The 24,479-nt window shown below is 63.8% G+C and carries 23 protein-coding genes and 1 tRNA gene; 9 read left to right on the forward strand and 15 right to left on the reverse strand.

Annotation, left to right across the window (positions count from 1 at the left end):
* Positions 1–66: 66 nt before the first annotated feature.
* From RX330_RS35515 to RX330_RS35525, 3 genes are all read left to right on the forward strand, one after another.
* Positions 67–3,177, forward strand: a complete 3,111-nt coding sequence (locus RX330_RS35515) for an EAL domain-containing protein (RefSeq protein ID WP_317241611.1) — start codon at positions 67–69, stop codon at positions 3,175–3,177.
* Entirely contained in the window at positions 3,177–4,241 is a 1,065-nt protein-coding gene (locus RX330_RS35520; protein WP_212083612.1) for a diguanylate cyclase, read from the forward strand. Before RX330_RS35515 ends, RX330_RS35520 begins: the two co-directional genes overlap by 1 nt.
* 50 nt (positions 4,242–4,291) lie before the next feature.
* Positions 4,292–4,368: transfer RNA gene (locus tag RX330_RS35525), tRNA-Arg, on the forward strand.
* Positions 4,369–4,395: 27 nt separating this feature from the next.
* Here the strand turns inward: RX330_RS35525 and RX330_RS35530 are convergent.
* Positions 4,396–4,605: a hypothetical protein gene (locus RX330_RS35530; RefSeq protein ID WP_212083610.1), complete on the reverse strand. Its 210-nt coding sequence runs from the start codon at positions 4,603–4,605 to the stop codon at positions 4,396–4,398.
* A 334-nt stretch (positions 4,606–4,939) separates the two neighbouring features.
* On the opposite strand from RX330_RS35530, the gene RX330_RS35535 reads away from it, so the two are divergent.
* A complete protein-coding gene (locus tag RX330_RS35535) occupies positions 4,940–6,943 on the forward strand; it encodes an acyltransferase family protein (protein WP_317241612.1) in 2,004 nt (667 codons plus the stop codon).
* A gap of 29 nt (positions 6,944–6,972) precedes the next feature.
* Here RX330_RS35535 and RX330_RS35540 read toward each other — a convergent pair whose 3' ends face one another.
* The 3 genes from RX330_RS35540 to RX330_RS35550 all read right to left on the reverse strand — a co-directional run bounded on the left by RX330_RS35540 (position 6,973) and on the right by RX330_RS35550 (position 8,750).
* Positions 6,973–7,185 carry a hypothetical protein gene (locus RX330_RS35540; RefSeq protein WP_317241613.1) on the reverse strand — a complete coding sequence of 71 codons (213 nt, stop codon included), beginning with the start codon at positions 7,183–7,185 and terminating at the stop codon, positions 6,973–6,975.
* A 56-nt stretch (positions 7,186–7,241) separates the two neighbouring features.
* Positions 7,242–8,084 carry a type I restriction enzyme HsdR N-terminal domain-containing protein gene (locus RX330_RS35545; RefSeq protein WP_317241614.1) on the reverse strand — a complete coding sequence of 281 codons (843 nt, stop codon included), beginning with the start codon at positions 8,082–8,084 and terminating at the stop codon, positions 7,242–7,244.
* A 222-nt stretch (positions 8,085–8,306) separates the two neighbouring features.
* Positions 8,307–8,750 (reverse strand): TspO/MBR family protein, encoded by a 444-nt coding sequence (locus RX330_RS35550; protein ID WP_317241615.1) that lies wholly within the window; start codon positions 8,748–8,750, stop codon positions 8,307–8,309.
* A gap of 43 nt (positions 8,751–8,793) precedes the next feature.
* Between RX330_RS35550 and dinB the strand changes: the two genes are divergently transcribed.
* Positions 8,794–9,894: a DNA polymerase IV gene (gene dinB, locus RX330_RS35555; protein WP_317241616.1), complete on the forward strand. Its 1,101-nt coding sequence runs from the start codon at positions 8,794–8,796 to the stop codon at positions 9,892–9,894.
* Between the two features lie 90 nt (positions 9,895–9,984).
* Here dinB and RX330_RS35560 read toward each other — a convergent pair whose 3' ends face one another.
* The 3 genes from RX330_RS35560 to RX330_RS35570 all read right to left on the reverse strand — a co-directional run bounded on the left by RX330_RS35560 (position 9,985) and on the right by RX330_RS35570 (position 11,489).
* Positions 9,985–10,278, reverse strand: coding sequence for a hypothetical protein (locus RX330_RS35560; protein WP_212083593.1), 294 nt, complete (start codon positions 10,276–10,278; stop codon positions 9,985–9,987).
* 201 nt (positions 10,279–10,479) lie between these two features.
* The gene (locus RX330_RS35565; RefSeq protein WP_317241618.1) at positions 10,480–10,773 is read right to left on the reverse strand and encodes a DUF1330 domain-containing protein; all 294 of its coding nucleotides are present in this window, start codon (positions 10,771–10,773) and stop codon (positions 10,480–10,482) included.
* A 29-nt stretch (positions 10,774–10,802) separates the two neighbouring features.
* Positions 10,803–11,489: a DNA-3-methyladenine glycosylase I gene (locus tag RX330_RS35570; RefSeq protein WP_317241619.1), complete on the reverse strand. Its 687-nt coding sequence runs from the start codon at positions 11,487–11,489 to the stop codon at positions 10,803–10,805.
* 156 nt (positions 11,490–11,645) lie between these two features.
* On the opposite strand from RX330_RS35570, the gene RX330_RS35575 reads away from it, so the two are divergent.
* Positions 11,646–12,473: a metallophosphoesterase gene (locus RX330_RS35575; protein WP_317241620.1), complete on the forward strand. Its 828-nt coding sequence runs from the start codon at positions 11,646–11,648 to the stop codon at positions 12,471–12,473.
* On the opposite strand, the gene RX330_RS35580 is transcribed toward RX330_RS35575, so the two are convergent.
* From RX330_RS35580 to RX330_RS35595, 4 genes are all read right to left on the reverse strand, one after another.
* Positions 12,412–12,897, reverse strand: a complete 486-nt coding sequence (locus RX330_RS35580) for a Crp/Fnr family transcriptional regulator (RefSeq protein ID WP_317241621.1) — start codon at positions 12,895–12,897, stop codon at positions 12,412–12,414. The two genes, RX330_RS35575 and RX330_RS35580, sit on opposite strands and share 62 nt — an antisense overlap.
* A 250-nt stretch (positions 12,898–13,147) precedes the next feature.
* Positions 13,148–13,888, reverse strand: a complete 741-nt coding sequence (locus RX330_RS35585; RefSeq protein WP_317241622.1) for a di-trans,poly-cis-decaprenylcistransferase — start codon at positions 13,886–13,888, stop codon at positions 13,148–13,150.
* A 29-nt stretch (positions 13,889–13,917) separates the two neighbouring features.
* A complete protein-coding gene (locus tag RX330_RS35590; RefSeq protein ID WP_317241623.1) occupies positions 13,918–14,292 on the reverse strand; it encodes a transcriptional regulator in 375 nt (124 codons plus the stop codon).
* A complete protein-coding gene (locus tag RX330_RS35595) occupies positions 14,279–14,896 on the reverse strand; it encodes a hypothetical protein (protein ID WP_317244032.1) in 618 nt (205 codons plus the stop codon). Before RX330_RS35595 ends, RX330_RS35590 begins: the two co-directional genes overlap by 14 nt.
* Positions 14,897–15,088: 192 nt before the next feature.
* Here RX330_RS35595 and RX330_RS35600 point away from each other — a divergent pair, with 192 nt between their 5' ends.
* Entirely contained in the window at positions 15,089–16,333 is a 1,245-nt protein-coding gene (locus RX330_RS35600) for a S1C family serine protease (RefSeq protein WP_317241624.1), read from the forward strand.
* 112 nt (positions 16,334–16,445) lie between these two features.
* On the opposite strand, the gene RX330_RS35605 is transcribed toward RX330_RS35600, so the two are convergent.
* A complete protein-coding gene (locus RX330_RS35605) occupies positions 16,446–17,420 on the reverse strand; it encodes a Bug family tripartite tricarboxylate transporter substrate binding protein (RefSeq protein ID WP_212083577.1) in 975 nt (324 codons plus the stop codon).
* Between the two features lie 125 nt (positions 17,421–17,545).
* On the opposite strand from RX330_RS35605, the gene RX330_RS35610 reads away from it, so the two are divergent.
* Together RX330_RS35610 and RX330_RS35615 are read left to right on the forward strand one after the other, a co-directional pair.
* On the forward strand, positions 17,546–17,956 hold the full coding sequence (locus tag RX330_RS35610; RefSeq protein ID WP_212083574.1) for a VOC family protein: 411 nt from the start codon (positions 17,546–17,548) through the stop codon (positions 17,954–17,956).
* A 184-nt stretch (positions 17,957–18,140) separates the two neighbouring features.
* Positions 18,141–19,721 (forward strand): AMP-binding protein, encoded by a 1,581-nt coding sequence (locus tag RX330_RS35615; protein ID WP_317241625.1) that lies wholly within the window; start codon positions 18,141–18,143, stop codon positions 19,719–19,721.
* Positions 19,722–19,846: 125 nt separating this feature from the next.
* Here the strand turns inward: RX330_RS35615 and RX330_RS35620 are convergent, their stop codons facing one another.
* From RX330_RS35620 to RX330_RS35630, 3 genes are all read right to left on the reverse strand, one after another.
* Positions 19,847–20,941, reverse strand: a complete 1,095-nt coding sequence (locus RX330_RS35620; protein WP_212083570.1) for an HD-GYP domain-containing protein — start codon at positions 20,939–20,941, stop codon at positions 19,847–19,849.
* Between the two features lie 423 nt (positions 20,942–21,364).
* Complete coding sequence (locus RX330_RS35625; RefSeq protein WP_317241626.1) at positions 21,365–23,647, reverse strand: xanthine dehydrogenase family protein molybdopterin-binding subunit; 2,283 nt, start codon at positions 23,645–23,647, stop codon at positions 21,365–21,367.
* The gene (locus RX330_RS35630; RefSeq protein WP_212083559.1) at positions 23,644–24,135 is read right to left on the reverse strand and encodes a (2Fe-2S)-binding protein; all 492 of its coding nucleotides are present in this window, start codon (positions 24,133–24,135) and stop codon (positions 23,644–23,646) included. Before RX330_RS35630 ends, RX330_RS35625 begins: the two co-directional genes overlap by 4 nt.
* Positions 24,136–24,479: the final 344 nt, after the last annotated feature.

Here is a 24,479-nt window from a genome sequence, read left to right on the forward strand (position 1 = left end):
GGTAACTGGCTTTCCTAAGGTTTAGGCCATTTGTGCGGTGTATTCGTGTTCCTCCAGGGAGGGGGAATGCGCCAGGTCTTTGCGCGGATTGCAGCCGGAATGTCCCTAGCCGCGAACAGCGGCTGGAGGGCGGCGATTCGGCGTGGTCCGGTCCTGTGGCTGACCCTGTGCGGCGTGGTGCTGGTCGCGGGAATCTTCATCGTGACCGCCATGGCCATCGGCGAATTCCGCGAGCGGCCCCTCGCCAATCGTGAACGTGAGCTGGAAAACACGGTACAGCTGATCGCACGGCACTTTGACCAGCAATTCGAAGACTCCGACGTCGTCGCCGCTGATGTGATCGGGCAGATGAACCTGCCGGAGATCACCTCGCCTGCGGTATTCCGCGAGCGCATGTCGGGATCCGCGACGAACCAGATGCTGCGCAGCAAGATCAGCTCTGTGTCCTATCTCGGCGACATCGCGATCTACGACGCGGAGGGCGAGCTGATCAACTGGTCGCGGGCCCAGCCGTTGCCCAAGATCAACGTTTCCTCGCGCGCCTATTTCCAAGCCTTCAAATCCAATCCGACCGGCGAGCCGGTCATCCTGGAATCCGTCCGCAGCTTCATCATCGGCAAATGGACCACCGTCGTCGCGCGGCGGTTGACCGGCCCCGACGGCACATTCCTCGGCGCAATGGTCCGCCGGATCGATCCGGCCAGCTACCAGCATTATTTCGCATCCGTGGCGCTTGCCGAGGGTACGGCGATCTCGCTGTTCGATCGCGAAGGCAAGATGCTGGCGCGCTATCCGCATCTGGAAGAGATGATCGGACGAAGCTTCAAGGATGCGCCGCTGATGCAGAAGGTGCTGGCCAACGGCGGTCAGCACACGCTGCGCGTCAGGAGCCCCGTCGACGGCGAGGAGCGGCTGGGCTCGGCAACGACATTGACGCATTTTCCGCTCGTCATCGTCGCGACCAACATCACCAGCGCCGCGCTGGCCGACTGGCGACAGCAGACCGGCTTCATGGTCGCTACGGCGGGTTTCTCGGCCGTCGTGATCGCGTTGATCCTCTATCTGATCATTCGCCAGATCAACCGGCAGAACCGCGAAGCCCAGGAACGGATCGAGGCGGAGCGGCGGCGGCTCGACACAGCCCTCAACAACATGTCGCAGGGACTGATCCTGTACGATGCCGCCGGCTACATCGTCACCTGTAACCGCCGCTATGCGGAGATGTTCGGCCTGTCCCACGACGTCATCAAGCCCGGCTGCCACATCCGCGAGGCGATGTACCATCGCAAGGAGCGCCGCGCGTTCGACGGTGATGTCGAGGAATTCTGCGCCGATGTCATGCGGATCGTCGCCGAAGGCACGGTCTCCACGAGAATTCATCAATTGGCCGACGGCCGCGCCTTCCAGGTCATCAATACCCCGCTTGCGCAGGGCGGATGGGTCGCCACCATCGAGGACATCACCGAGCGCCGCAGCCTGGAGCAGGAGCGCGACCGCAACCACACCTTCCTCCGGGAGATCATCGATCACATCCCGTCGCGGATTACCGTGAAGGACGCGCGCACGCGGCGCTACCTTCTCGCCAACCACGTGGCCGAGGAGCAGCTCGGCGTCACCCCGGAAACGATCGTCGGCAAGACCGCGTTCGACCTTTATCCGACAGACGAGGCCGGCATCATCACCCGGGACGACGACAGGCTGTTGCAATCGCCGGACGGCCTGTTCCTGGACGAGCATAGCTGGAACACCCCGACCATCGGGCGGCGCTACATCACGTCGCGGAGGATCGGCATCCGCGACAAGTCCGGCGAACCCCGCTACATCATCAACGTCGTGGAGGACGTCACGGAGCGGCGGCGCGCCGACGAGAAGATCGCACACATGGCGCATTACGATGCGCTGACCGACCTGCCGAACCGCACGCTGTTCCGCGAGCAGATCGAACGCCAGCTGGCGCGGGCCGCCGATGGCTGCCAGTTTGCGCTGCTCTACATCGATGTCGACGAATTCAAGGGCATCAACGATTCGCTCGGCCACCATGTCGGCGACGAGCTGCTCAAGGCCATCGCCGGCCGTCTGCGCGGCTGCCTGACGGAAGGCGACCTGATCGCGCGGCTTGGCGGCGACGAGTTCGCGGTCATCCAGACCGGAATCCAGTCCTCGGCCGACGTGGTGGCGTTCGTGACGCGGATCTACCAGGCGATCCGGCAACCCTATCATTGCTTCGGCCATCAGCTCTCCACCGACGCGAGCATCGGGATCGCGCTGGCGCCGCAGGACGGCTCCGATCTCGATCAGCTCATCAAGAATGCCGACCTCGCGATGTACGGTGCCAAGGCCGAAGGGCGCCGCACCCACCGCTTCTTCGAGCCGGCGATGGATGCGAGCGCCAAGGCGCGCCTGTCCATGGAGCAGGACCTGCGCCAGGCGCTGGTCGACGGCGGCTTCGAGATTCACTATCAACCGCTGGTGGACCTGCGTTCCGGCGAGGTCTCGGGTTGCGAAGCGCTGCTGCGCTGGCGGCATCCCGAGCGCGGCATGGTGTCGCCGGCGGAGTTCATTCCGGTCGCCGAGGATACCGGCCTGATCAACGAGCTCGGCGACTGGGTGCTGCGTATGGCCTGCAACGAGGCCGCGACCTGGCCGGCGCATGTGCGTGTCGCAGTGAACGTCTCGCCGGTGCAGCTCAAATGCGACACGCTGGCGCTGCGGATCGCGGGCGCACTCGCCGCCTCCGGGCTGGACCCGCGCCGGCTCGAGCTCGAGATCACCGAGGCCGTGCTGATCCGCGACGACGAGGCTGCGCTCTCGATCCTGCATCAGCTCCGCTCGATCGGCGTGCGCATCGCACTCGACGATTTCGGCACCGGCTACTCCTCGCTCAGCTATCTCAAGCGTTTCCCATTCGACAAGATCAAGATCGACCGCTGCTTCGTCGCCGACATCGCGGAGGAGAGCGGCGCACCCGTGATCGTGCAGGCGGTGGTGAACATCGCGGCCGCCAGCAACATGACCACGGTCGCCGAAGGGGTCGAGACCGAGGCGCAGCGCGACCTGCTGCGCACACTCGGCTGCACGCAGATGCAGGGCTATCTGTTCAGCCCGCCGAAGCCGGCCAGCGAGGTGCGGAAATTGTTCGGCTCCGGCAGTGCCGTGCCGGTGGCGGCGGTGGCGTGATGGTGAAGTCGCGCGAGAACGCCACGAAGACAGTCGACGTCGCGGATTCCTACGCCGTCCGACTGATGCAGCACCTTGTGGTGCCGACCTTCGTGATCGACCCGAAGCGCCGCGTCGTGATCTGGAACAGAGCCTGCGAGCGGCTGACGGGCGTCGCCGCCTCGGAGGTGATCGGCACCAACAAGCACTGGCAGGCCTTCTACGAGACCAGGCGCCCCTGTCTTGCCGACCTCGTCGCGCTCGACCGGCCCGAACAGCTGCCGGAATTCTATTCGGAATATGCCGCGCGCGGCCATAACGGGCTCGGTTTTTCCGCGGAGAACTGGTGTGTGATGCCGAAGCTCGGCAGCCAGCTCTACCTTGCCATCGACGCAGGCCCGATCCACGACGAGGCCGGCAAATTGATTGCGGTGGTGGAGACGCTGCGCGATCTCACCGACCAGAAGCGCGCCGAGATGGCGCTGAAGGAGCTCGCCACCAAGGACGGCCTGACCGGCCTGTCGAACCGCCGCGCCTTCGACCAGATGCTGATGAACGAATGGGCCCGCGCCCAGCGCACGCAGAAGCCGCTGGCGCTGCTGTTCGTCGACGTCGATCATTTCAAGCTGTTCAACGACCGGCACGGCCATCAGACCGGCGACGAATGCCTGCGCGCGGTCGCCGCCACCGTCAGCCGGCATGCCGTGCGTCCGCTCGATCTCGCCAGCCGCTACGGCGGCGAGGAGTTCGCGCTGATCCTGCCGGACATGGATTGCGACAGCGCCTGCGTCATCGCCGAGGAGATCCGCTGCGCCGTCATGGCCTTGGCGATCGCCCACGGGGCCGCGGGCGCCGGCGACCACGTCACTCTCAGCGTCGGCGTCGCCAGCCACATTCCCGGTGGGGCCGATGGCGGTCCCGACCGGCTCCTCGGGGCGGCCGACGAGGCGCTCTATGTCGCCAAACGCCTCGGCCGCAACCGCGTCATCTGCGCCGAGAGGGTACTGGCCGAATTCGCCGCCCTCGGCCGGGAGACCGCCGCGGTTCCGGCGCCTGTCCAGCGCAAATCAGCTCGCGCGCGATAGGCGAGAAGCGGTTGCCCCCCTCTCGCCAATCGGCTAAATGAACCTCACTAGCACCCGTAGCTCAGCTGGATAGAGCGTTGCCCTCCGAAGGCAAAGGTCACACGTTCGAATCGTGTCGGGTGCGCCAGCCTTGTCGCCGTTTTTGCACCGGCGCCTATGTCAGCACCGCGATAATCGCCTGGATCTGATCGGAAGCCGACGTCACCAGTCCGTCATATGACGTCTGGCCGTGTGCGGCGGCGTTCAGGATGCATTCGGCGACGGCCGCTTTCAGACCGAACACCGACTGATGGGCCGGTACGCTCGCCATCACGGTTTCCAGGGCTTGACGCATCGTTTGAACGAGCTCGGAGCTGTATTGCATTGAATGTCCTCCGCAGGCTCATATTGGGCCCCACGATCATGCTTGCCACTCACAAGCCTGCGAGGCGGCAAGCTCCTTCCAACTGATTCATTCTGGAGCAGCTAGCGCGCCGTCGGGAGCCGAAAACGCCGGATCGCCGCGTGGAGCACATCGGCAAACGCGATCCACGCATGAAGCATGAACGGTGGAGCCGCCAGCGAGAAGACGTATTTGATCGCAGCCAGTGTGGTTGACGTGACTGCACCGTCGGCAGTTGAGGAAAGCATGCCGGCAAGCTAATGCGAATGCGAGCGCGCGGATCGGTCCGGGACGATCCGGCGTCAACGGGTTCGGCATGCAATTGGTCACAAAGCTCTCTCATCGGCGCGATATTGACGGGCTACGGGCGATCTCCGTCCTGAGTGTTTTCCTCTATCACCTGGACGTTCCGCCGTTCGGCGGCGGCTTTGTCGGCGTTGACCTGTTTTTCGTTGTGTCGGGCTATCTGATCTCGCGGATCATCCTCAGCGAGGCTGACCGCGGCGAGTTTTCGGTCCAACGGTTCTACGAACGGCGCATCCGGCGCCTCTTTCCCGCAGCCATCGTCACCATCATCGGCACCATGGCCATCGGAGGCCTCTGGTTCTCTCCGGAGCTTTTCAAGGGCCTGGCTCAAGACGTCGTGGCAACGCTGGGCTCGGTCTCGAACTTCTACTTCTGGCGCGGCAGCCACGCGTACTTTGCGAGCTCCGCCGATCCAAGCCCCGTGCTGCATTTCTGGTCGCTGGCCGTCGAGGAGCAATTCTATCTCCTGTGGCCCGTGTTTATCCTGCTGGGACGCAGATTGCTCGGCGGCGCGCTGCCTCTGCTCATTCTCGGCAGCGCAGTTCTTTCGCTTGGCTGGTCGCAGGCGACGCTCGCAACCGACAGCTCCGGTGCATTTTACCTCCCAACCTGCCGCGCCTTCGAGTTTGCGATCGGATCGCTCATCATCTTCGCGGAGCAAAGGCTGGCCCTCTCGGTCGCCGCGCGCTCGCTGCTGGCTGCCGCCGGACTGGCTTTGATCGGTTACGCGATCGTCAGCTTTGATAGTGCAACTCCCTTCCCCGGCGTGAATGCCCTCATCCCCTGCCTGGGTGCGGCCAGCGTGATCTTGGCGGGCGATCGCCACGCCCTCTCGCCTCTTCTGACCAATCCGCTGTCTGCCCGGATCGGGCTGGTTTCTTATTCGCTCTACCTCGTACACTGGCCGCTGATCGTCTACGCAAGCTATATCATCGGCGATGACGCCAAGTCGGCCACGGCGAAAGTGCTGATCGTCGCCCTGGCGATGACACTTGCCGAGCTCATGTATCGGCGGATCGAAACGCCGTATCGCGAGGGTCGCTCGTCATTGCTGCGGGTTGTCGGCCCTGCCGCCGCGATGATCGTCTCGCTCGCCGCCGTTGCTTTCGTAGCCAATCGCCAGGATGGCTGGCCATGGCGGCTCCCGGCGCAGGCCCGCGAGCTCGCCGATCTCCAGCGGTTCGGATTTTGGCCGTGCGCCAAGAGCGCGCAGTCGAAATGTGCCTTCGGCTCGTTGAGCGATCCCGTCGGCCTGCAACTGCTCGGCGACTCCTTTGCCGAGCATTATGTCGCCGCGCTGGATCCGGTGGCAAAGCGCGCCGCGATCCGGGGAGAGGCGTATACGGCCGAGGGTTGTCCGTTGCTGGCCGGCCTCGTGCGGACTGATTTCGACGGTTCGCAGGATTGCAAACGCCAGCGCGATAGCTACCTCGCCGCGATCAAGCAGAGCCAGGCGGCAGTGGTGCTCAGTCAATCCTGGATGACTTACGGCGACTCGATCAGCAACGAGCTCGCGCCGGAAGTCAAAGCTCCGGCGTTGCAGATCTGGCGGGCCGGCATCGAGAATTCGATCCGTGACCTGGGCGGCAGCGGACGGCGCTTCCTGATCATCGCGCCCGGCGTCGAGCCGGGCTGCCGCAGCTTGATGTCCCGCTTCGCGCCCGGACCGCTCTGGCATGCGCCGGGCAAACCTTGTCCATCTGTACCCCTCGATCGCGTGCAGGCCGACAATCGCGAGTTCCACGCTATGCTCGAGGACATTCGGAGCCGCTATGCGGACCAGCTTTTTGTTCTCTATCCGGAACGTTATTTGTGCGGAGAGGCCGAATGCCCCACCTCCGTGGACGGGCTCTGGCTCTACTGGGACGTCAATCACCTCACCGTCGCGGGTGCGCGGCGTGTTGGCGAGGGAGCCTCAGACCAGCTTCTCGAGTTCATTCGGGGCCGACAAGTGGCTCCACTTTCTCCAGCCAATCGCAACCGAACTGAAGCCACCTCGACGGAACGGAACTGACAAGACCTCTCATCTCCAGCAACTGGTTGTCAGGCCTTTGGCCTGATGTGATCCAGGAAGAAGCCAAAGGAATTCGGTCGATCCTTATGCCACTTCGCGCGGCTGGGGAATGCATCAGCTAAAGTATGTCGACGGGCCACGTACCACATTCGTTCGCGCTGCTCCCGCACCTCTTGGCAGTTCGGATCCAAGTTGATAGGCGCTTCGGCCTGCCTTTTGTAAATCTCCGGATCGACGTCCATCAATTTGTCCTACTATAGCGACACGCCCCCCGCTCTAGGGCCGTACGCCAGATTCCCTATTCAGGAATGGCGACTGCTCGCGGCGTGGAGGCGGAAGCATCCTGAACCGGGGCGACTATCGGCGCGTCTTCATCGGCGGCTTTTGGCGCGGCTTTCTTACGTGTGGCAGCTCGCTGCAAACGCCTGATGTTCTGGAGAGCCGCCTTCGCTTCATCGCTGTCAACCAAGTCGCGCTTGATGACCTCCTCGCGCAACAATGTCTTCAGATAGTCGACTTCCACCTTCACACCGGAACTCATCCGACGAATCTCGCGGCGTAGAACCTCCAGAATGAAGTCAGCCTGCAAAACAGCCGCGACAGTGAATTTATTCGTGACCTGTTTGTGCAGCAAAAACTCCGTCATCGTGCTCTTCGAGAAGCCTTCGCGGCTCAAGTTTCCGAAACACTCCAGGGCTTCTGGGCTCTTGGCGCTTTCCTCGATCGCGTCCAACTCACAGACGAGGATCTTCTCAATCGGCTGGCCGAAATGCACCTTATAGATCCGCCAGTGGGCACCATTCGTGAGTACTACCCACTCAATACCCTCGTTGGCTGCGTAATCGACAGCTTGCTTGACGTGGGCATCCTTGAGGTCGATCCCGATGGCCTTAACCTCGATGATAAACCTGATCTCGTCGTCAACCTTCACAGCAAGATCCACATAGGTCCCGCGGATCGCATATTGGCTGGTGACATGTAGGTATTTGTCATAGCCGCAGATATCGGAAAGCATGTCATTGATGACCGTGACCGTGTCGGCCTCGCTAACATCGCGCTTGAGCAACCCGGCTAATACGCCTTGGTACCTCTTGAGTTGAGTGGTGATGCGCGTGGCAGCTTTGGTTGAGAGTTTGGCCATGATTCGCCCCCAGAAACGTAGCGCAATCATTATGCAACCATTTGGCGAGCACAACCCCCTATTTAAACAAAGTCCAACTGCAACTCGCCAAGCCGGGCCAGGATGTGCGTGTCCGCGTTCAAAAGATGCAGTAGAGACGTTCGCCCGGAGTTGGTCGGAGGCGACGCCACCAGGCCGTCATACGATGGCTGACCGTTCACGGTAGGCTCGATCGAGACAAGGTCAATTCAATCGCCAGATCGCCGCGTTGAGTACGCCGGCCAAACCGACCCAGGCCGCGTAGGGCAGGAACAACGCGGCGGCCAAGCGGTCACGTGACGTTTGGATACCGATATAAGTCACGATCGCCACGAACAGGCCAATGAGGATGACGAGCGCAGCCCCGATCTGGTGCATCGTGAACATCACTGGAGACCAGGCAAAGTTCAGAACCAGTTGCGTCGCCCAGACCAGCATCGCCTTGCTCGACGGGTCACGGCGAAAGGTCCGCCAACCTGCGACTGCGATCATGATGTAGAGGATGGTCCAGGCCACCGGGAACGCCCAGTTCGGCGGAACGAAGCCCGGCTTGGCGAGGCCGGCATACCATTCTCCCGGAGGATTCGTCGCGCCGATCAGCCAGCCGACGCCGACCACGCCCACCACGAAGACCAATAACTGAAGCATCCCTCACCTCGCGCATCCCGCCGCCCAATTGTATCATCTTTCCATGAGCGATTCCGACACTGTCACCAACAACGCCTCGCTCGTGCGCAAGATCATCCATATCGACATGGATGCCTTCTATGCGTCGGTGGAGCAGCGCGACAATCCGGAGCTGCGCGGAAAGCCGGTTGCGGTGGGAGGCTCCGCGGAGCGCGGCGTCGTCGCGGCCGCGAGCTACGAGGCCCGCAAGTTCGGCGTTCGCTCAGCGATGCCGTCGGTGACGGCGAAGCGGCAATGTCCCGAGCTGATCTTCGTCAGGCCGCGCTTCGAGGTCTACAAGGCGATCTCCAGGCAGATCCGCGAGATCTTTGCCGAGCACACGCCCATCATCGAGCCGTTGTCGCTCGACGAGGCGTATCTCGACGTCACCGAAAACCTGCAAGGCATTCCGCTGGCGCGGGACATCGCGCTGCGGATCCGCGAGAAGATCAAGGCCGAGACGGGCCTCAACGCCTCGGCAGGCATTTCCTACAACAAGTTTCTGGCCAAGCTCGCCTCCGACCATCGCAAGCCCAACGGTCAGTTCGTGATTTCGCCGGAAACGGGGCCCGCCTTCGTCGAGACGCTGCCCGTCGGCAAATTCCACGGGATCGGTCCGGCGACGAGCGCGAAGATGAACGCGCTCGGCATGTTCACCGGCCTCGACATCCGCAATCAGTCGCTGGAGTTCATGAATGCGAATTTCGGCAAGTCGGGCGCCTACTACTATTGGATCTCACGCGGCGTCGACGAGCGGCCGGTTCGGGCCGACCGCATTCGCAAGTCGATCGGCGCAGAGAACACGTTCTCGACCGACCTCATCGCGTATGACGCGTTGGCCGTCGAGCTCAAGCCTCTCGTCGACAAGGTCTGGCGCCATTGCGAAGCGACCGGCAACCGCGGCCGCACCGTCACCCTGAAGATCAAATTTGCCGACTTCGAGATCATCACGCGCAGCAGATCCGTCGCAGCGGCCGTTGCCGGGCGGAACGAACTGGAGCGGCTGGCCTGCGGCCTGCTTGAAGCCGAGATGCCGCTGCCGAAGCGCGTCAGGCTCCTCGGAGTATCGTTGTCTGCTCTCCAGGCCGGCGGCGAGCCGGAGCCGCAGCTGACATTGGGCATTTGAGCGAGGCAATCATCCTTCCGCGCTGTGCGCGACCGACGGTGGCGGGATCTTTCAGACCCGCCACCGCTGAAAGTCGATCCGCGCGGCCGCTCAATGCCTGACGTGCTCGAACACCACGATCACGCCGGTCGGCTCGGGTTCGTGCGCCATTAGGCGCGTCAGGTCGGAATCGCCCCAGTCAGCGAGGCTGACGACTTCGCCGCTCTCGCGATCCGCACCGAGCGACGGCGTGGGCTCGAGGACCTTGAGGCCCGTTTCATCGACGAAGAAGGTGTGCTCGCCGAACATGCTGTTGAGCTGCGGCATGGCCGGATGTTCGTCGGGCAGCACCTGAGCGCCGAGTTGGTTGACGGTCTGCTTCACCTGTTCGGTTGTGAGCTTCATGAGCTGCTCCGTTTCTGTCACCGGTTTCATTGGCCCGGACGGGAGCGCGCGTTCCCTGCGCCTTTGTCCGCCTGGCTCAACTCCGAACAGGTGCTGCGCACGAATGTTCCAGCGAAATGTATTTTGTGATCGCGCATTGCATCCGCCGCGCTCGCGGCACGAGATTGCCACAAGATGCACACGATCTCTCCGCGCGCTGACCTAATCCGCGGCTTCGACGATCCTGATATCGCGGTCCGCGCCCTCGCCGAGCAGGTCGTGAGCGGCCTGATAGGCCGGGCTCGCATACGCCGCCTGGGCGCGCTCGACGCTGTCAAACTCGATGAGAACGACGCGCTCCATCTGACCGAGTTCGAAGACCGCAGCAGGCATCCCGCGCGCGATCACGCGACCACCCGCCGCTTCGATGGCTTGGCGCGATACCTTGGCGTACGCCGCCATGGCATCGGGATCCTTGATCGCGCGATAGGTGGCAACCCAATAGGCTTTGGCCATTGTTCTCTCCTGATTGGCAGCGGTCCGCGCTACTCGCTGCGGTTTTCACCCACCGACAGCGCGCAGATGCGTGACAGATAGGTGTAGGGTAGACCCGTCTCGTCGGCCCAGGCGTTGAACTGCGCCTGCACCTTGGCGAGATCGCCCTTCGACTTGACCTCTTCCGCAATGTCGAGGCCGGCATCGCGCAAGGACGCGACGACATCCTTTGACGTGACGAAGCCATCCCAACCGACAAAGCGCAACAGCATCTGCCCGGTGTTACCGCCGAGACGGCTCCCGCGCTTGGTCAGGAGATCGAGCAGGCCGATCTCGTCGGACGAAGGCCATTTCGCCAGAAACTTGCCGAAGCTGCCATGCTCCTTCGCGATCTCCTGCACGAAGGCGGCATTGTCGCGCACCGACATGATCTTGGCATCGTTCCGCACGATGCGCGCGTCGCGCAAAAGGCCTTCCCAATAGTCTTCCGGCTGGAAGCAGAGCTTGGCCGGCTGGAAATGCAGGAAGGCCTCTTCAAAGCCGTCCCATTTCGAATCGATCACGCTCCAGGCGAAGCCGGCGCAGAACACACGCTTCGTCATCTCGGCGAGGACGCGGTCGTCGCCGAGCTTGGCCAGCCGCTTCAGGTCGGGCTTTGCCGGCATCAGCTTTTCCAATGCCTTAGGACCGCCCTTGCGTTTCTCGGCGCGGGCACGAATAATCTTGAAGGAGGTCATGCGGACATTCGCGTTGAGGTCCGCCACGACACCAGAATTTACCGATCCGGTCTAGCCTTGCGGTGATGGCGCGAGGGAGCGACCAGCTGGTCCGCTTCTTGCTTCATGGACGTCTGGAATTCCCGACATTTTCAAGCTCCCACTGAGGGGTTTTCGATGCGCTGCCTGGTCGTGGCCGACCTGCATTATTCGCTGCCGCAGCTCGACTGGCTGGTCAGCGCGGCACCGCAATTCGACCTCGTGATCTTCGCCGGCGACGCACTCGACATCGGCTCGATGGTGGATTTTCGCGCCCAGATCGTGGTGGTGAAGAAATACCTCGCGCTGCTTGCCGCGAAGTCCCGCGTGATCCTATGCTCCGGCAATCACGACCTCGACGAGCGCGATACAGACGGCGAGAAGATCTCACGGTGGATCTCGGAGGTGCGCGAGTTGGGCATCGCCTGCGACGGCGACAGCCTCACCATTGGCGACACCATGTTCACGGTGTGCCCGTGGTGGGACGGGCCGCTGGTCAAACAGCGCATCGTCGCCCAACTCGCCGACGCCGCCATCGGCCGGCCGCGACGCTGGATCTGGGCACATCACGCGCCGCCGGCGGATTCACCGACGAGTTGGGGCGGCAAACGCTTCTTCGGCGACGTCGAGCTGATGCAATGGATCGTGCAGCACCAGCCGTCGATGGTAATCTCGGGCCATGTGCACCAATCGCCGTTCATCACCGGCGGCTCGTGGTTCGACCGGCTGGGCGGGAGCTGGATCTTCAACACCGGCCTGCAGCCGGGCCGGCCGCCGACCTGCATCGTGCTGGACCTCGACGCGGGCAAGGCGTTCTGGCTTGCGGCCGGCGAGGGCCAATGGATCGACCTGAATGCGCCGCTGAAGCGGCCCGCGGCGCCGATCGAAGCGCCGCCCGACTGGCTCATATTCTTGGATCAGATTGCCGATCCGAACCTGGCGAAACCTCAAGCGGCGGCAGGTTGATCATGCTCTGGAGCACCTCGCCGACCATGGCCAGATGCGTGCCGTGGCCGGCATATTGCCGCTTGAGATCGGCGAGATAGGTGTTGGCGACATTGAGCCGCTGCGCCAGCATTTTTGCGATCATCAGGGCTACGCCCGGCTCCTTCTCGAGGAACGAGGCGGCATCCTCGAACTCGTAGACGACCGCGTCGGACCAGGCCCGCACCGTTGCGGTGTGCGGCTGGCCCAGCAGCACGGACATCTCGCCGAGCACTGCGCCGGGCTCGGTGACGATGGCGACCACCATCTCGCCCTTGAGCACCTCGAGTTTGCCTTGCATCAGCACGTAGAGGTGGCCGCTGGTGCCACCCTCGGTCACGATGAGCGTACCGGCCTCGACCTTCCGCTCCGTCCCGCCGCTGCAATAATCCAGAACTGCGCGCATCTTGCGAACTCCCGCCGCAAGGGGCAGTAGAGCACGATCCGCAGAAGCTTGCAGCGCTTTTCGAGCGGGGCGGCGTGCCGAGGATTGCGGCAGTTCCGCTAACGCAATAGGCGCTGTGAGATGAACCGACTGCCGTCTCCGAGACCGGTATCCTGGAGGCCAGCCACGCCTGGCCGCAGCCGCGCTGGCTGCCTGGACCTTGCGCCGATCATACGGCCGAGAACGAACGTCTTGTTGTCATGTGCCACGGTCACACACGGGAGAGCGACGGCACCTCCTCGGGCATGATCGCCTGTAGGCCGCCGAAGCGACGCTCGCGGCCGTGGAAGGAGGCTAGGGCAGCGGCCAGATCGCTCGCGTCGAACTCGGGCCACATCCGCTCGGTGAAGTGCAGCTCGGCATAGGCGCCTTCCCAGAGCAGGAAGTCCGACAGCCGCTTTTCGCCCGAGGTGCGAATGATGAGGTCGACGTCGCGCAGACCGGCTTCGCCGGTGACGAGCTGCGAGAAGGCTTCGCGGGTGAGGCTGGTCAAGGCGGCCGCCTTCGCCGCAGCATTGAGAATGGCGTCGCGCGCGGAGTAATCGACCGCGATGCGCAGGTGCAGGGTGCTGCCCCGGGCGGTGGCTTCCTCGGCGCGCGTGATCGCCGTGGCGATGCCTTCGGGCAGGCGATCACGGCGGCCGATCACGTTGAGGCGCACACCGTTCCTGACCAGGCTCTGCACCTCATTGGCGAGATAGAAGCGCAGCAAGGTCATCAATGCGGCGACCTCGGCCTTCGGCCTCCGCCAATTGTCGGTGGAGAAGGCGTAGAGCGTCAGCGTGCCGATGCCCTGCTTGGGCGCGGCCTCGACGATACGGCGGATCGCCTCGACACCCGCTTCATGGCCGCGCACCCGCGACAGGCCGCGCCGCGTCGCCCATCGTCCGTTGCCGTCCATGATGATGCCGATATGAAGCTTCTCGTCGCGGGGCGTAACATCACTTTGCATTGCAAAGTCTCCGGTCAAAAAAGGGGGGATCAGGTCGAGACGATACCGAGGCGGCCGAGCGGCGGCGCCTCGCGGCCGGCGGCTTTCGCAGCGTCGCGCACCAGGCGCTCGAGCACGGCGAGATAGTCGAGGAAGCGGCGCCGCCCGGTCCTGGTGAGGCGGCAAGTGGTGTGCGGGCGGTTACCCTCGTAGCCCTTGGTCACCTCGACGAGGCCGGCCTCCTGAAGCACGGCAAGGTGCCGGCTGAGATTGCCGTCGGTGAGGCCGCACAGCTGCTTGAGGTCGGCGAATGCCAGCCCCTTCGGATGCGCCATCAACGACGTCAGAAGGCCGAGCCTCGCCTTCTCGTGGATCACGCGGTCCAATCCTTCGTAAGAGAAGGGTGCGCTGTCAGTCTTCGACATCATGGTCTCCGGATGCGACATGCAGAATGCCCGCCATCATCGACTGCCCGATCACGAAGGGCAGGCCCATGGTCCATGGTGACAGCGTGTGAGTCTGGCTCGCGAGCACCACCACCGCGAAGCCGGACACGAAATACCAGGCGCCGGCGAACGCGACGGTGCGCGGCAGGGAGCGGACGGAGGCAAAAATGCCCAGCGACACCAGGATCTGCCACAGGCCCGGAAGCAGCCACAGCGTCTCGCCGGCGAACTTCCACATCACCACCGCGAGCAACACACCGGCAACGCCTGCGGGCAGGAATTGCTCGACCGCCTGGTGAATCATGGCATCGGCCAGGCCCGAATGATGACGGCGCGATCGCGCGCGCATCTCGATCCCGATCATCAGGACGGAGAGCGCGGCGGCGATGAACCAGCCGAAGAAAAAGCCGAGCGGCTCACTGGTGGGATCGCCGAGCAGCCAGAATTGCAGGATCGCGGTGATGAGCGCGACGGCGCCGGTCGCGACCATCGTCGCCGGGCCATAGCCGCGGAAGGCCGTGCCAGCCGCAATCTGGCTCCGGATCGTCACGATGTCGGCCAGTGCCTTGTCGAGATCGCGTATCGGCAACGCCAAACCCCGCTCCGCCAATGCTTGCCGGGATTGCCCATCCCTCACTTTGTATCGCAAAGTATATAGGAATGCAAAGTAACCGCAAGCCTCGACGCGAGCAGATTGCGCCGGAACGAACAACTGCCGGTTGCGCCACGCGTGGCCCCGCAGATATGATGCAACCGAAAGGGTCCGGGGGCTGGTATGTGGCTTAAATCGTTGATCGTTGCGTCCTTGTTGCAGTTGGGTATCGCCGGCATCGCGCACGCGAAAGGACCGTTCGGCAGCGTCAATGTCGGTAACTGGGTCGGCGGCGCTTTCAGCAACGATGAGACGGGCGCTTTCTCCCATTGCGCCGCAACGAGCCCCTATGCGAACGGCGTCATCCTGGTCGTAAGCCAGAACGCCGCCGGCACCTGGTTGCTGGCTTTTGCAAGCCCCGGCTACCACTTCAACAAGGGCGAGAACGCCGCGATCGACGTGATCTTCGACGGGCGGGAGCAAGCCAGGCTGTACGCGACGGCATATCAGTCCAACATGTTGACGTCCGTCATGCCACTCAACGTTGTGCGGACGTTCCAGAAGTCCAGCCTGATGGTCGCAACAGCCGGCCGCGCCGTTCTGAATTTCGATCTGACATCGACCGGGCCGGTCATCGCGGCATTGACCAATTGCGTGACCAAGGTGAAAGCCGACGGGCTCGACAAGGCCGGCGACTTCACCAAGGGTACGGCCAAGCCAGCCGCCACGACGGAGAAGCAGGCGTCGCCGCCTGCGTCCGGCAAGTCTGCCAAGTCGAAGAGCGGCACCGGCTTCGTGGTGAGTGCCAGCGGGCACATCGTCACGAACCACCATGTGATCGACGGTTGCAGCGACCTCAAAGGCAATCTCACGGGAGAGGCCGCAATGACGTTGCGCGTCGTATCGAGCGATGCAATGAACGATCTCGCCCTCTTGCAGGCGCCGTCGACAACGACGTTCAAAGAGTTTGTCCGGATTCGCGATCGCTCAATCCGCTCCGGCGATTCCGTCGTGGCGATCGGCTTTCCCTACCGTGGACTTCTGAGCTCGGATTTCACCGTCACCACTGGTATCGTGAGCTCGCTCAGTGGGATGCGCAACGATTCACGTTTCCTTCAGATCAGCGCACCCGTGCAGCCCGGCAATAGCGGAGGCCCGCTGTTCGACACCACCGGGCAGATCGTCGGCGTGGTTACGGGAAAGCTCGACAATCTGCGAATCGCGGTCGCAACCGGTAACATCCCCGAGAACATCAACTTCGCCATCAAGACCGGCGCGCTGCGCGACTTCCTCGACAATTCCGTGGTGCCCTACCAGACCGCGGAGCCCAAGGGTGAACTGAAGACCACCGACATCGCCGCTAACGCCCGCGCCTACACGATGCTGATCTCGTGCACCGGCACGGAACAGGCGGACGCGAAGCGGTAAATCCGCCAGCTCTTGATACGGCGCGACCGGCCTCGCGCGCCGCGCAACCAGGCACGCAAGAAAAAAGCCCTGCCATGCGGCAGGGCTCCATTTTCCGGTTGTCACAAGATCGCTACTCGACCTTCAGGCCGGCGAATTCGACGACCTTCCTCCACTTTTCGGTCTCGGCCTTGATCTCCTCACCGAACGCTTCCGGAGTCTGGATCCGCGGCTCGCCGCCGAGCTCGACCAGGCGCTTGGTCATGTCGGGCTCCTTCAGCACCGCGGCGACCTCGGCGTTGAGCTTGGCGATGATTTCCTTCGGCGTGTTCTTCGGCGCGCCCATGCCGAACAGCGCGCTGGCCTCATAGCCCTTGACGGTGTCGGCGACCGGCTGCACGTCGGGCAGCTGCGGCGAGCGTTCCGTGGTGGTGACGCCGATGGCGCGAAGCGAGCCGGAGCGGATGTGCTGGATGATCGAAGGCATGTTGTCGAAGATCACCTGCACCTGGCCGGCGAGCATGTCGGTGATCGCGGGCGCCGCGCCCCGATAGGGCACGTGCTGCATCTTGCAGCCGGTCATGGCCATGAACATCTCGCCGGACAGATGCACCGAGGTGCCGTTGCCGGACGAGGCCATGTTGACCTTGCCGGGGTTGGCCTTCACATACTCGATGAACTCGGCGACGGTCTTGGCCGGCACGTCCTTGTTGACGGTCATCACGTTCGGCACGCGCTGGAACGAGGCCACCGGCGCCATATCCTGCACGAAGTTGAACTTGAGATTCTTGTAGAGCGAGGCGTTGATATAGTTGGCCGGGTTGATCAGCTGCAGCGTATAGCCGTCGGGCTCGGCATTGATGACCGATTCGGTGGCGATATTGTTGCCGGCACCGGGCTTGTTCTCGATCACGAACTGCTGGCCGAGCTTTTCCGACAGCCGCTGGCCGATCAGCCGCGCCAGGATGTCCGTGGCTCCGCCCGGCGGATAGCCGACCACCCATTTCACCGGCCGGGCCGGGTAATCGGCGGCAAAAGCCTTCGACAGCGGGGTGGCTGCAAGCGGACTGGCGGCGAGCAGGCCCAGCGCGGTACGGCGAGTGATCATCTCAAGGGTTCTCCCAACGTGTTGTTCTTGAAGCCAGATGTCTTGAAGCCGGCGTCGGTGGGGTTGTAACAAAGCTTGCCGCAGGCGAAAAGTGCGCGGGGCGCATCACGACGAAAGGATAAGGCATGCCGGTCAAGGTCGAGGCCCTCGATCATCTCGTGATCAACGCCGCGGACGTTGCGGCGACCGCGGAGTGGTACCGCAAGATCCTCGGCATGGAAGTCAAAGTGTTCGACCCTGGCGGCGGCAAAGCGCCGCGGACGTCGCTCGCGTTTGGTAATCAGAAGATCAACGTGCGGCCGCGCGACGCCGACAAGGTGGAATGGTTCACCGCGAACAACCCAGCCGCCGGCAGCGAAGACCTGTGTTTCCTGACCTCCTCGCCGCCCGACGAGGTGGTGGCGCATTTAACGGCACATGGCGTCGCGATCGAGGAAGGCCCGGTTCCCAAGCAGGGCGCCCGCGGCACGCTGCGCTCGGTCTATTGCCGGGATCCGGATGGGAGCCTGATCGAGATCTCGTCGTACGCGGATTAGGTCAACCCGGCGCGACACACTCCATCGTCACACCCGGGCTTGTCCCAGCCATGTCGGAGGAGAGAGCGCGCTCCTTACTTCATGCAAATGCCCCCCGATTTGCGCCCCGCCTCGTCCGATGGCAGGAAGACGCAATCATCAAAAGACAGCTGCCATCAAGATGCAGGCTGCACGGGGAGGAATCATGTCCATTCATCAGACCGACACCGGTATCGTCGGCCCGTTCGACGGGCTCGACGTGCCCTGGCTCTTGAGGATGCGGGCCGAGGTCCGCCGTGACCATCCGTTCCTGATCTGGGCGCCGTTCGATGCGCCGGCGCGGCGCTGGAGCTATGGCGAATTTCACGAGCGGGTCGGCGCGCTCGCGGCGGGGCTGGCACGACGCGGCATCAGGCCCGGCGAATATGTCCTCATTCATCTGGACAATTGCATCGAGGCGATGCTGGCGTGGTTTGGCTGTGTCGAGCTCGGCGCCATCGCGGTCACCACCAACACCCGGTCGGCGCCGGCCGAGATCGCCTATTTTGCCGATCATTGCGGCGCAGTCGCCGCGATCACGCAGCCAGCCTATGCGGAGATCGTCGCGCAGAACTGCCGCAACCTCCGCTGGATGGCGGTCACCTCGCATGATGCGGGCACGGCGCCCGCGCAGGCGGTTTCACGCGGCGACAGTTTTGAATCGCTGTTCGCCGACAGCGCCGGTCGTCCTAAGCGCGCGACCGATCCGCTCGCGCCGTGCAGCGTGCAATACACCTCGGGCACGACGTCGCGTCCGAAGGCTGTGCTGTGGACCCATGCCAACGCTCTGTGGGGTGCCAAGATCAACGCCGCGCACGAGGATTTGCATGCCGGCGACGTGCACCAGGCCTATCTGCCGCTGTTCCACACCAATGCGCTGGCCTATTCCATGCTGGCGACGCTGTGGGTCGGCAGTACCTGCGTGATCCAGCCGCGCTTTTCCGCGCGCCGGTTCTGGGGCGTCGCGCGCGAGCACGGCGCGACCTGGACCTCGACGATTCCCTTCTGCATGAAGGCTCTGCTCGAGCAGGAGATCCCGAAAGACCACAAATTCCGCCTGTGGGGCACCGCGATCAACGAGCCGCCGGCCTTTGCCGCCTTCGGCATCAAGATGATCGGCTGGTGGGGCATGACCGAGACCATCACCCACGGCATCATCGGCGAGGTCGACCAGCCCAACATCCCGATGTCGATCGGCCGCGCCGCGCCGGAGTATCAGATCCGCATCACCGACGATGACGGCCGGCCGACGGACGTCGGCGGCACCGGCAATCTCGCAATCAAGGGCATTCCCGGCCTGTCGCTGTTCGCCGAATACCTGCACAACGAAAAGGCGACGCGGGAGAGTTTTGACGAGCACGGCTTCTTCCTTACCGGCGACCGGGTCGAGCGTCTCGCGAACGGCTACATCAAGTTCGGCGACCGCGCCAAGGACATGCTGAAGGTCGGCGGCGAGAACGTCGCGGCCTCCGAGATCGAGCAGGTGATCGCGGTGGTGCCGGGCGTGCGCGAGGCGGCCGTGGTGGCGAAGGCCCATCCGATGCTGGACGAGGTGCCTGTCGTCTTCATCATTCCGCAGGGCGGCGTCGCGGGCGCTGCGCCCGACCTGCATGACCGCGTGATGGCCGCCTGCCGTAGCGGCCTCGCCGACTTCAAGGTGCCGCGTGAGATCCGGTTCGTCGACGACATGCCGCGCTCGACGCTGGAAAAGGTCGCGAAGGCGGAGCTGAGGAAGATGGTGGGGTGAGGAAGGTGCCGCCAAACGGCACGCTGCCGTAGGGTGGGCAAAGGCGCGTCAGCGCCGTGCCCACGTCTTAGAAGTGGTGGGGCATGCTTCGCTTTGCCCACCCTACGGCAGCGGAGAATGTCGCATTAAAACGAGCCCAGCGCGACGGGGCGGAACGCCTGCAACAGCTGCTGATCGAGCTTGCCGCCCATGCCTTCCATCATCCCGAACGCACGCGAATGCGTGAAGGGCATGCGGTAGGCGCGTTTCTCGACCAGCGCGGCGTAGATGTCGACGATCGTCGTCACCCTCACGATGTCGCTGATCTGGTTCGACGACAGACCGTTCGGATAGCCGCTGCCGTCGAGGAATTCGTGGTGATGCAAGACGACGTCGAGCATCTCCGGCGGGAAGCCGCCTTGGGCTGCGAGCGCGTCATAGCCGCGGCGCGGATGCTGGCGGACCTCGGCCATCTCCTCGTCGGTCAGCTTGCCGGGCTTGTCGAGCAGCGCGGAGGGTACGAAAGCCTTGCCGACGTCGTGCAGCAGCGCGGCGCGGGTCAGGCGGCGCTGGTCGTCCTCGCGCATGCCGAGATGCTGCGCAAAGGCGACGGCGAAACCGGTGACGAACAGGCAGTGACGATAGCTGCCGACATGGTGGCAGCCGACCGTGGTGAGCCATTCGCGCAGCGAGGAGTGCTTGATCGCCTTCAGGATCTTGCTTTCCGCGGCGATGACATCGTCGAAGGTCAGGGGCACGCCGAGCGGAAGCTTCTCGAACATCTTCTTCAGCACGGCATGCGCCGCGTCGACCCCGCGGTTGAGCGTCTTGCCGCGATCGGTCGCGTCGTAGGCGGCGGTGTCCGGGAAGGCGGCGCGGATGCGCTGCAAAATGGCATCGGCCTGAAGCGGCCGCGAGATCGTGTCGGTGGCGCCGAGCGCCCATGCCTGCATGGTGCCGTGATGCAGGGCATCGGCGAGCACGAACAGCCGCGGCATCGACCGATAGGCATCGCCGCGCAGCTTGTTGCGCACCCGCTGCACGCTCTCAGGCGAGCGCAGGTTGATGTCGACCACGAGGCCGGAGAGATCGCGCGCCGGCTGGGTGGGAATCTCCTCTGTCGACACCGTCGAGACCTCGCCGACTGCTTTCAAGATGCTGGCGAGCTCGGTGCTCTCGTCGCTTCGGTCGGAGGCGAGCAGAAGCCGGCGTTTGGCGGCGGTTTTGGCTAGCGCGTTCATGACTTCCCCAAAGCGTGGGACTGGATTTGGCGACAGCCTAGGCCGGATCAGGTTTTCTGGCCCTTAAGAGGCGTGCTCAACGGAACCTTGGGGGATTGGGTGCAATTTTAGGGATTGGGGTTCCAGCGACGGGAACTTCAAAAATTGCGAAAGCAACCCGATGCACAGTAGAACGGGCATTGATGGATAAGGAGAATTTCGGGTGTTCTCGCCCACCCTCCGCTGTCGTCGCCCGGCTCGACCGGGCGATCCATTATTCCAGAGGCCGACGTTGGGGAGTTCGCTCTCACCACGTCCGCGGCCACGCACTGGATGCCCCGGTCAAGCCCGGGCATAACACTGAGATTGTGGAGACGGCCCCAAAACAAATCCGCCGGAGGTCGCCCTCCGGCGGATCATCTCATTCGGCAATCGCAGCCCGGCTCACGCCTTCATGCTCGCCTTCACGGCCTCGGCCGTGATGGGCAGTGCCCGCACGCGGGCTCCGCTCGCGTTGAAGATGGCGTTGCCGATGGCCGGGGCGACCACCGTCACCGCGGGCTCGCCAACGCCGGTGGCCTTCTCGCCATTTGCGATCACGGCGATCGCGACCTCGGGCACCTGGCTCATGCGCAAGGGCGTATAGCTGTCGAAATTGGTCTGCTCGATGCCACCGTCCTTCAGCGTCGCCTTCTCGTACATCGCAAGCGAGAGCCCCCACAGCGCCGCGCCCTCGACCTGGGCGCGGATGTTGTCGGGATGCACCTGGGTGCCGACGTCGGTTGCGATCGTGAGCTTCTTCACTGTGACGGCGCCCGACGGCGCCACCGCGACATGGGCGACGCAGGCGGTCCAACTTGCGGTCGCACGCTCCTGCGACGACACGCAGGCAACCCCCATGCCCTCGCCTTTCGGCAATTGCCTGCTGCCGTAGCCTGACAGACCCATCGCGGCGAGCAGCGTGTTGCGTAAGCGTTGCGCGCCGCCGTCGTTCTTGCCGGCGCCATCGAGCAGCGAGATGCGGAACTGGGCGGGATCCTTGCCCGTGGCTGCCGCGATCTCGTCGATCATGCTTTCGACCGCCCAGAAGGTCCAGCCCGGCGCCACCGAGCGGAGCTGACCGGACGGCGTCGCGTTGTGCGCGAGCTCGTTCTTGATCGCGCGCACATAATGGTTGGGCACGGTGTAGAAGAAGTCCGCGCCATTGACCGTGAAGCTGTCGAGCGGCCCCTTCTTGTCGACCGAGGGCGTCAGGAAATCAGGGATTCCCCAGCGCGCGGTCGGCCAGGCCGAGACCACGTCGTGGCTGAGCGCGACCAGCTTGCCGTCGCCGTCCACGCCGGCCTTGACCTTTTGGTAGGTGAGCGGACGCGAGAAATCCATCGTCATGTCGTTCTCGCGCGTGTAGATCACCTTGACCGGCTTGCCGACCGCTTTCGCCGCCTGCACGGCCGGAATCATCATGTCGGCATCGAGCCTGCGGCCGAAGCCGCCGCCCAGCCACATCTGGTGCATGACCACGAACTTCGGATCGATCCCGGCTGCGCCCGCTGCAATCGCGCCGGAGCGCGTCGCGAACTGGTTGCCGGAATAGATGTGCAGGATGTCGCCCTTGAACTCCGCAGTGGCGTTCATTGGCTCCAGCGGCGCATGGATGTTGATGCTGGTGGTGTACTCGGCCTCGACCACCTTGGCCGCGGAACCGAACGCCGCTGCGGGATCGCCGTCCTTGACGAAGTATTGACCGGAATCGTCCAGCTTCTGGAGCCGCTTGGCCTCGTCGAGCAACGACTGGCTCGATAGCTTCGCGTTCGGACCACCGTCATAGGCGATCTTTAGCGCCTGCGCCGCCTTCTTGGCGTTGGCATAGGTGCTGGCGACCGCAACGACCCAGCCGGAGGTCGTGCCGGTCTTGTCGTCGAGGGTGACGGCCTTGATGAAGCCCGGCACCTTCTTCGCCGTGCTGTCGTCGACCGATTTCACCGTGGCGCCGAAGCGCACCGGCGGGGTGACCACCGCGCCATAGGCCATGCCAGGCAGCATCACGTCGATGCCGTATTTGGCCGTGCCGTTGGTCTTGGAGGGGATGTCGAGCTGCGGCACCGAGACGCCGACCATGGTGTATTGGTCCGGCGTCTTCAGCTTGATCGCCTTCAGTTCGTCCGGCGTGAAGGTTTTCGTCGCCTTGCCGCTCTTCACGACGTCCGCGAACGACATCTGCTTCTTCGACTTCGGATGCACGATCATGGAATCGCGCACCACGAGTTCCGATGCCGGCACACCCATCGCGGCGGCCGCGCCTTCCGTCAGGGCCATGCGGCCCGCGGCGCCCGCGCGACTCATGGCGTCGAAGTTCATCATGGTCGACCAGCTGCCACCGGTGATCTGGGCGCCCAGCACGGGGTCGTTGAACTTCGGATCGTTGGAGGCGAGCGCGACGCGCATGTCACTCCACTTCGCGCCTAGCTCCTCGCAGACGATCTGCGCCATGGTGGAGGCGATGTGTTGGCCCATGTCGGCCTTGCCACAGGTCACCGTGACCGGACCATCCGGCGAGATCGCGTACCAGACGCTCGGCTCGAAATTCGAGGGCGCGGCGAGCGCTTCGCCGATGCCGGGGACGCCGGCATAGCCGAGCACGAGTCCGGTCGCGGCGGTGCCGACGAGGAAGGAGCGGCGGCTGAGATCGGTCGTCTCAGGAGTCACGTTCTTCACATGCTCGTTCATGTGGGCCTCCGCTCGTTGGAGGTAGCGGACGCGGTGCGCATCTCGGATGCGGCGCGCATGATCGCCTTCTGGATCCGTGAATAGGTCATGCAGCGGCAGAGATTGCCGTCCATATGCGCGACCACTTCCTCCTTGGACGGATTGGGATTCTTCGACAGCAGCGAGGCTGCCTGCATGATCTGCCCGGACTGGCAATAGCCGCATTGCGGCACCTGTTCGGCGATCCATGCTTTTTGCAACGGATGATCACCCTTGGCGGAGAGGCCTTCGATGGTGGTGATCTTCTTGCCGGCGACGTCACTGAGCATGGTCTGGCACGAGCGCACGGCTTCGCCGTTGACGTGCACGGTGCACGCGCCGCACAGCCCGGCACCGCAGCCGAACTTGGTGCCGGTCATCTGCAATTGCTCGCGGATCGCCCAGAGGAGCGGCGTGTCGTTCGCCGCATCCACGGACAGACTCCGCCCGTTGATGGTGAGTGTTGGCATAGGCGTCTTCCCCTGCCGGTGCATGAAGCCGCTTACGGCGGCAACTTGAATGGCGGACGCCCACCGGGCCGGCGCCAGCCTTGCCGGCGAGAATGATCGGGTTTGGTTGCCGTGGCAAATGCAATTTGGAATGAGTCGAAACAGACGACCTCTGCACTTGCTCGTTGTGCGCCGCGCCAACGGCACCGACGCAGCGACTGGACGCAACAGCGGCGCGCCGCACATGCGCGCCATCGCGTCGAGGCAGTTTCTTACAGGTAACCAGGCAGGCTAGACTGTGACGAAGTGAGGTGAGCAAAACTGCCGCCGCGAACGTCCCGTCTCCCCTTGTGAAAGAGGGTGCA

The sequence above is a fragment of the Bradyrhizobium sp. NDS-1 genome (genome assembly GCF_032918005.1).
GTDB classification, from domain to species: domain Bacteria; phylum Pseudomonadota; class Alphaproteobacteria; order Rhizobiales; family Xanthobacteraceae; genus Bradyrhizobium; species Bradyrhizobium tunisiense.

Bases quoted from the DNA above. Each gene is read 5' to 3' on its own strand.
- RX330_RS35545 (WP_317241614.1), bottom strand. From the start codon at position 8,084: ATGGCCAAACTCTCAACCAAAGCTGCCACGCGCATCACCACTCAACTC.
- RX330_RS35550 (WP_317241615.1), bottom strand. From the start codon at position 8,750: ATGCTTCAGTTATTGGTCTTCGTGGTGGGCGTGGTCGGCGTCGGCTGG.
- RX330_RS35615 (WP_317241625.1), top strand. From the start codon at position 18,141: ATGTCCATTCATCAGACCGACACCGGTATCGTCGGCCCGTTCGACGGG.
- RX330_RS35630 (WP_212083559.1), bottom strand. From the start codon at position 24,135: ATGCCAACACTCACCATCAACGGGCGGAGTCTGTCCGTGGATGCGGCG.
- RX330_RS35530 (WP_212083610.1), bottom strand. From the start codon at position 4,605: ATGCAATACAGCTCCGAGCTCGTTCAAACGATGCGTCAAGCCCTGGAA.
- RX330_RS35590 (WP_317241623.1), bottom strand. From the start codon at position 14,292: ATGTCGAAGACTGACAGCGCACCCTTCTCTTACGAAGGATTGGACCGC.
- RX330_RS35600 (WP_317241624.1), top strand. From the start codon at position 15,089: ATGTGGCTTAAATCGTTGATCGTTGCGTCCTTGTTGCAGTTGGGTATC.
- RX330_RS35575 (WP_317241620.1), top strand. From the start codon at position 11,646: ATGCGCTGCCTGGTCGTGGCCGACCTGCATTATTCGCTGCCGCAGCTC.
- RX330_RS35610 (WP_212083574.1), top strand. From the start codon at position 17,546: ATGCCGGTCAAGGTCGAGGCCCTCGATCATCTCGTGATCAACGCCGCG.
- RX330_RS35515 (WP_317241611.1), top strand. From the start codon at position 67: ATGCGCCAGGTCTTTGCGCGGATTGCAGCCGGAATGTCCCTAGCCGCG.
- RX330_RS35535 (WP_317241612.1), top strand. From the start codon at position 4,940: ATGCAATTGGTCACAAAGCTCTCTCATCGGCGCGATATTGACGGGCTA.
- RX330_RS35620 (WP_212083570.1), bottom strand. From the start codon at position 20,941: ATGAACGCGCTAGCCAAAACCGCCGCCAAACGCCGGCTTCTGCTCGCC.
- RX330_RS35560 (WP_212083593.1), bottom strand. From the start codon at position 10,278: ATGAAGCTCACAACCGAACAGGTGAAGCAGACCGTCAACCAACTCGGC.
- RX330_RS35520 (WP_212083612.1), top strand. From the start codon at position 3,177: ATGGTGAAGTCGCGCGAGAACGCCACGAAGACAGTCGACGTCGCGGAT.
- RX330_RS35570 (WP_317241619.1), bottom strand. From the start codon at position 11,489: ATGACCTCCTTCAAGATTATTCGTGCCCGCGCCGAGAAACGCAAGGGC.
- RX330_RS35540 (WP_317241613.1), bottom strand. From the start codon at position 7,185: ATGGACGTCGATCCGGAGATTTACAAAAGGCAGGCCGAAGCGCCTATC.
- RX330_RS35605 (WP_212083577.1), bottom strand. From the start codon at position 17,420: ATGATCACTCGCCGTACCGCGCTGGGCCTGCTCGCCGCCAGTCCGCTT.
- dinB (WP_317241616.1), top strand. From the start codon at position 8,794: ATGAGCGATTCCGACACTGTCACCAACAACGCCTCGCTCGTGCGCAAG.
- RX330_RS35565 (WP_317241618.1), bottom strand. From the start codon at position 10,773: ATGGCCAAAGCCTATTGGGTTGCCACCTATCGCGCGATCAAGGATCCC.
- RX330_RS35580 (WP_317241621.1), bottom strand. From the start codon at position 12,897: ATGCGCGCAGTTCTGGATTATTGCAGCGGCGGGACGGAGCGGAAGGTC.
- RX330_RS35585 (WP_317241622.1), bottom strand. From the start codon at position 13,888: ATGCAAAGTGATGTTACGCCCCGCGACGAGAAGCTTCATATCGGCATC.
- RX330_RS35625 (WP_317241626.1), bottom strand. From the start codon at position 23,647: ATGAACGAGCATGTGAAGAACGTGACTCCTGAGACGACCGATCTCAGC.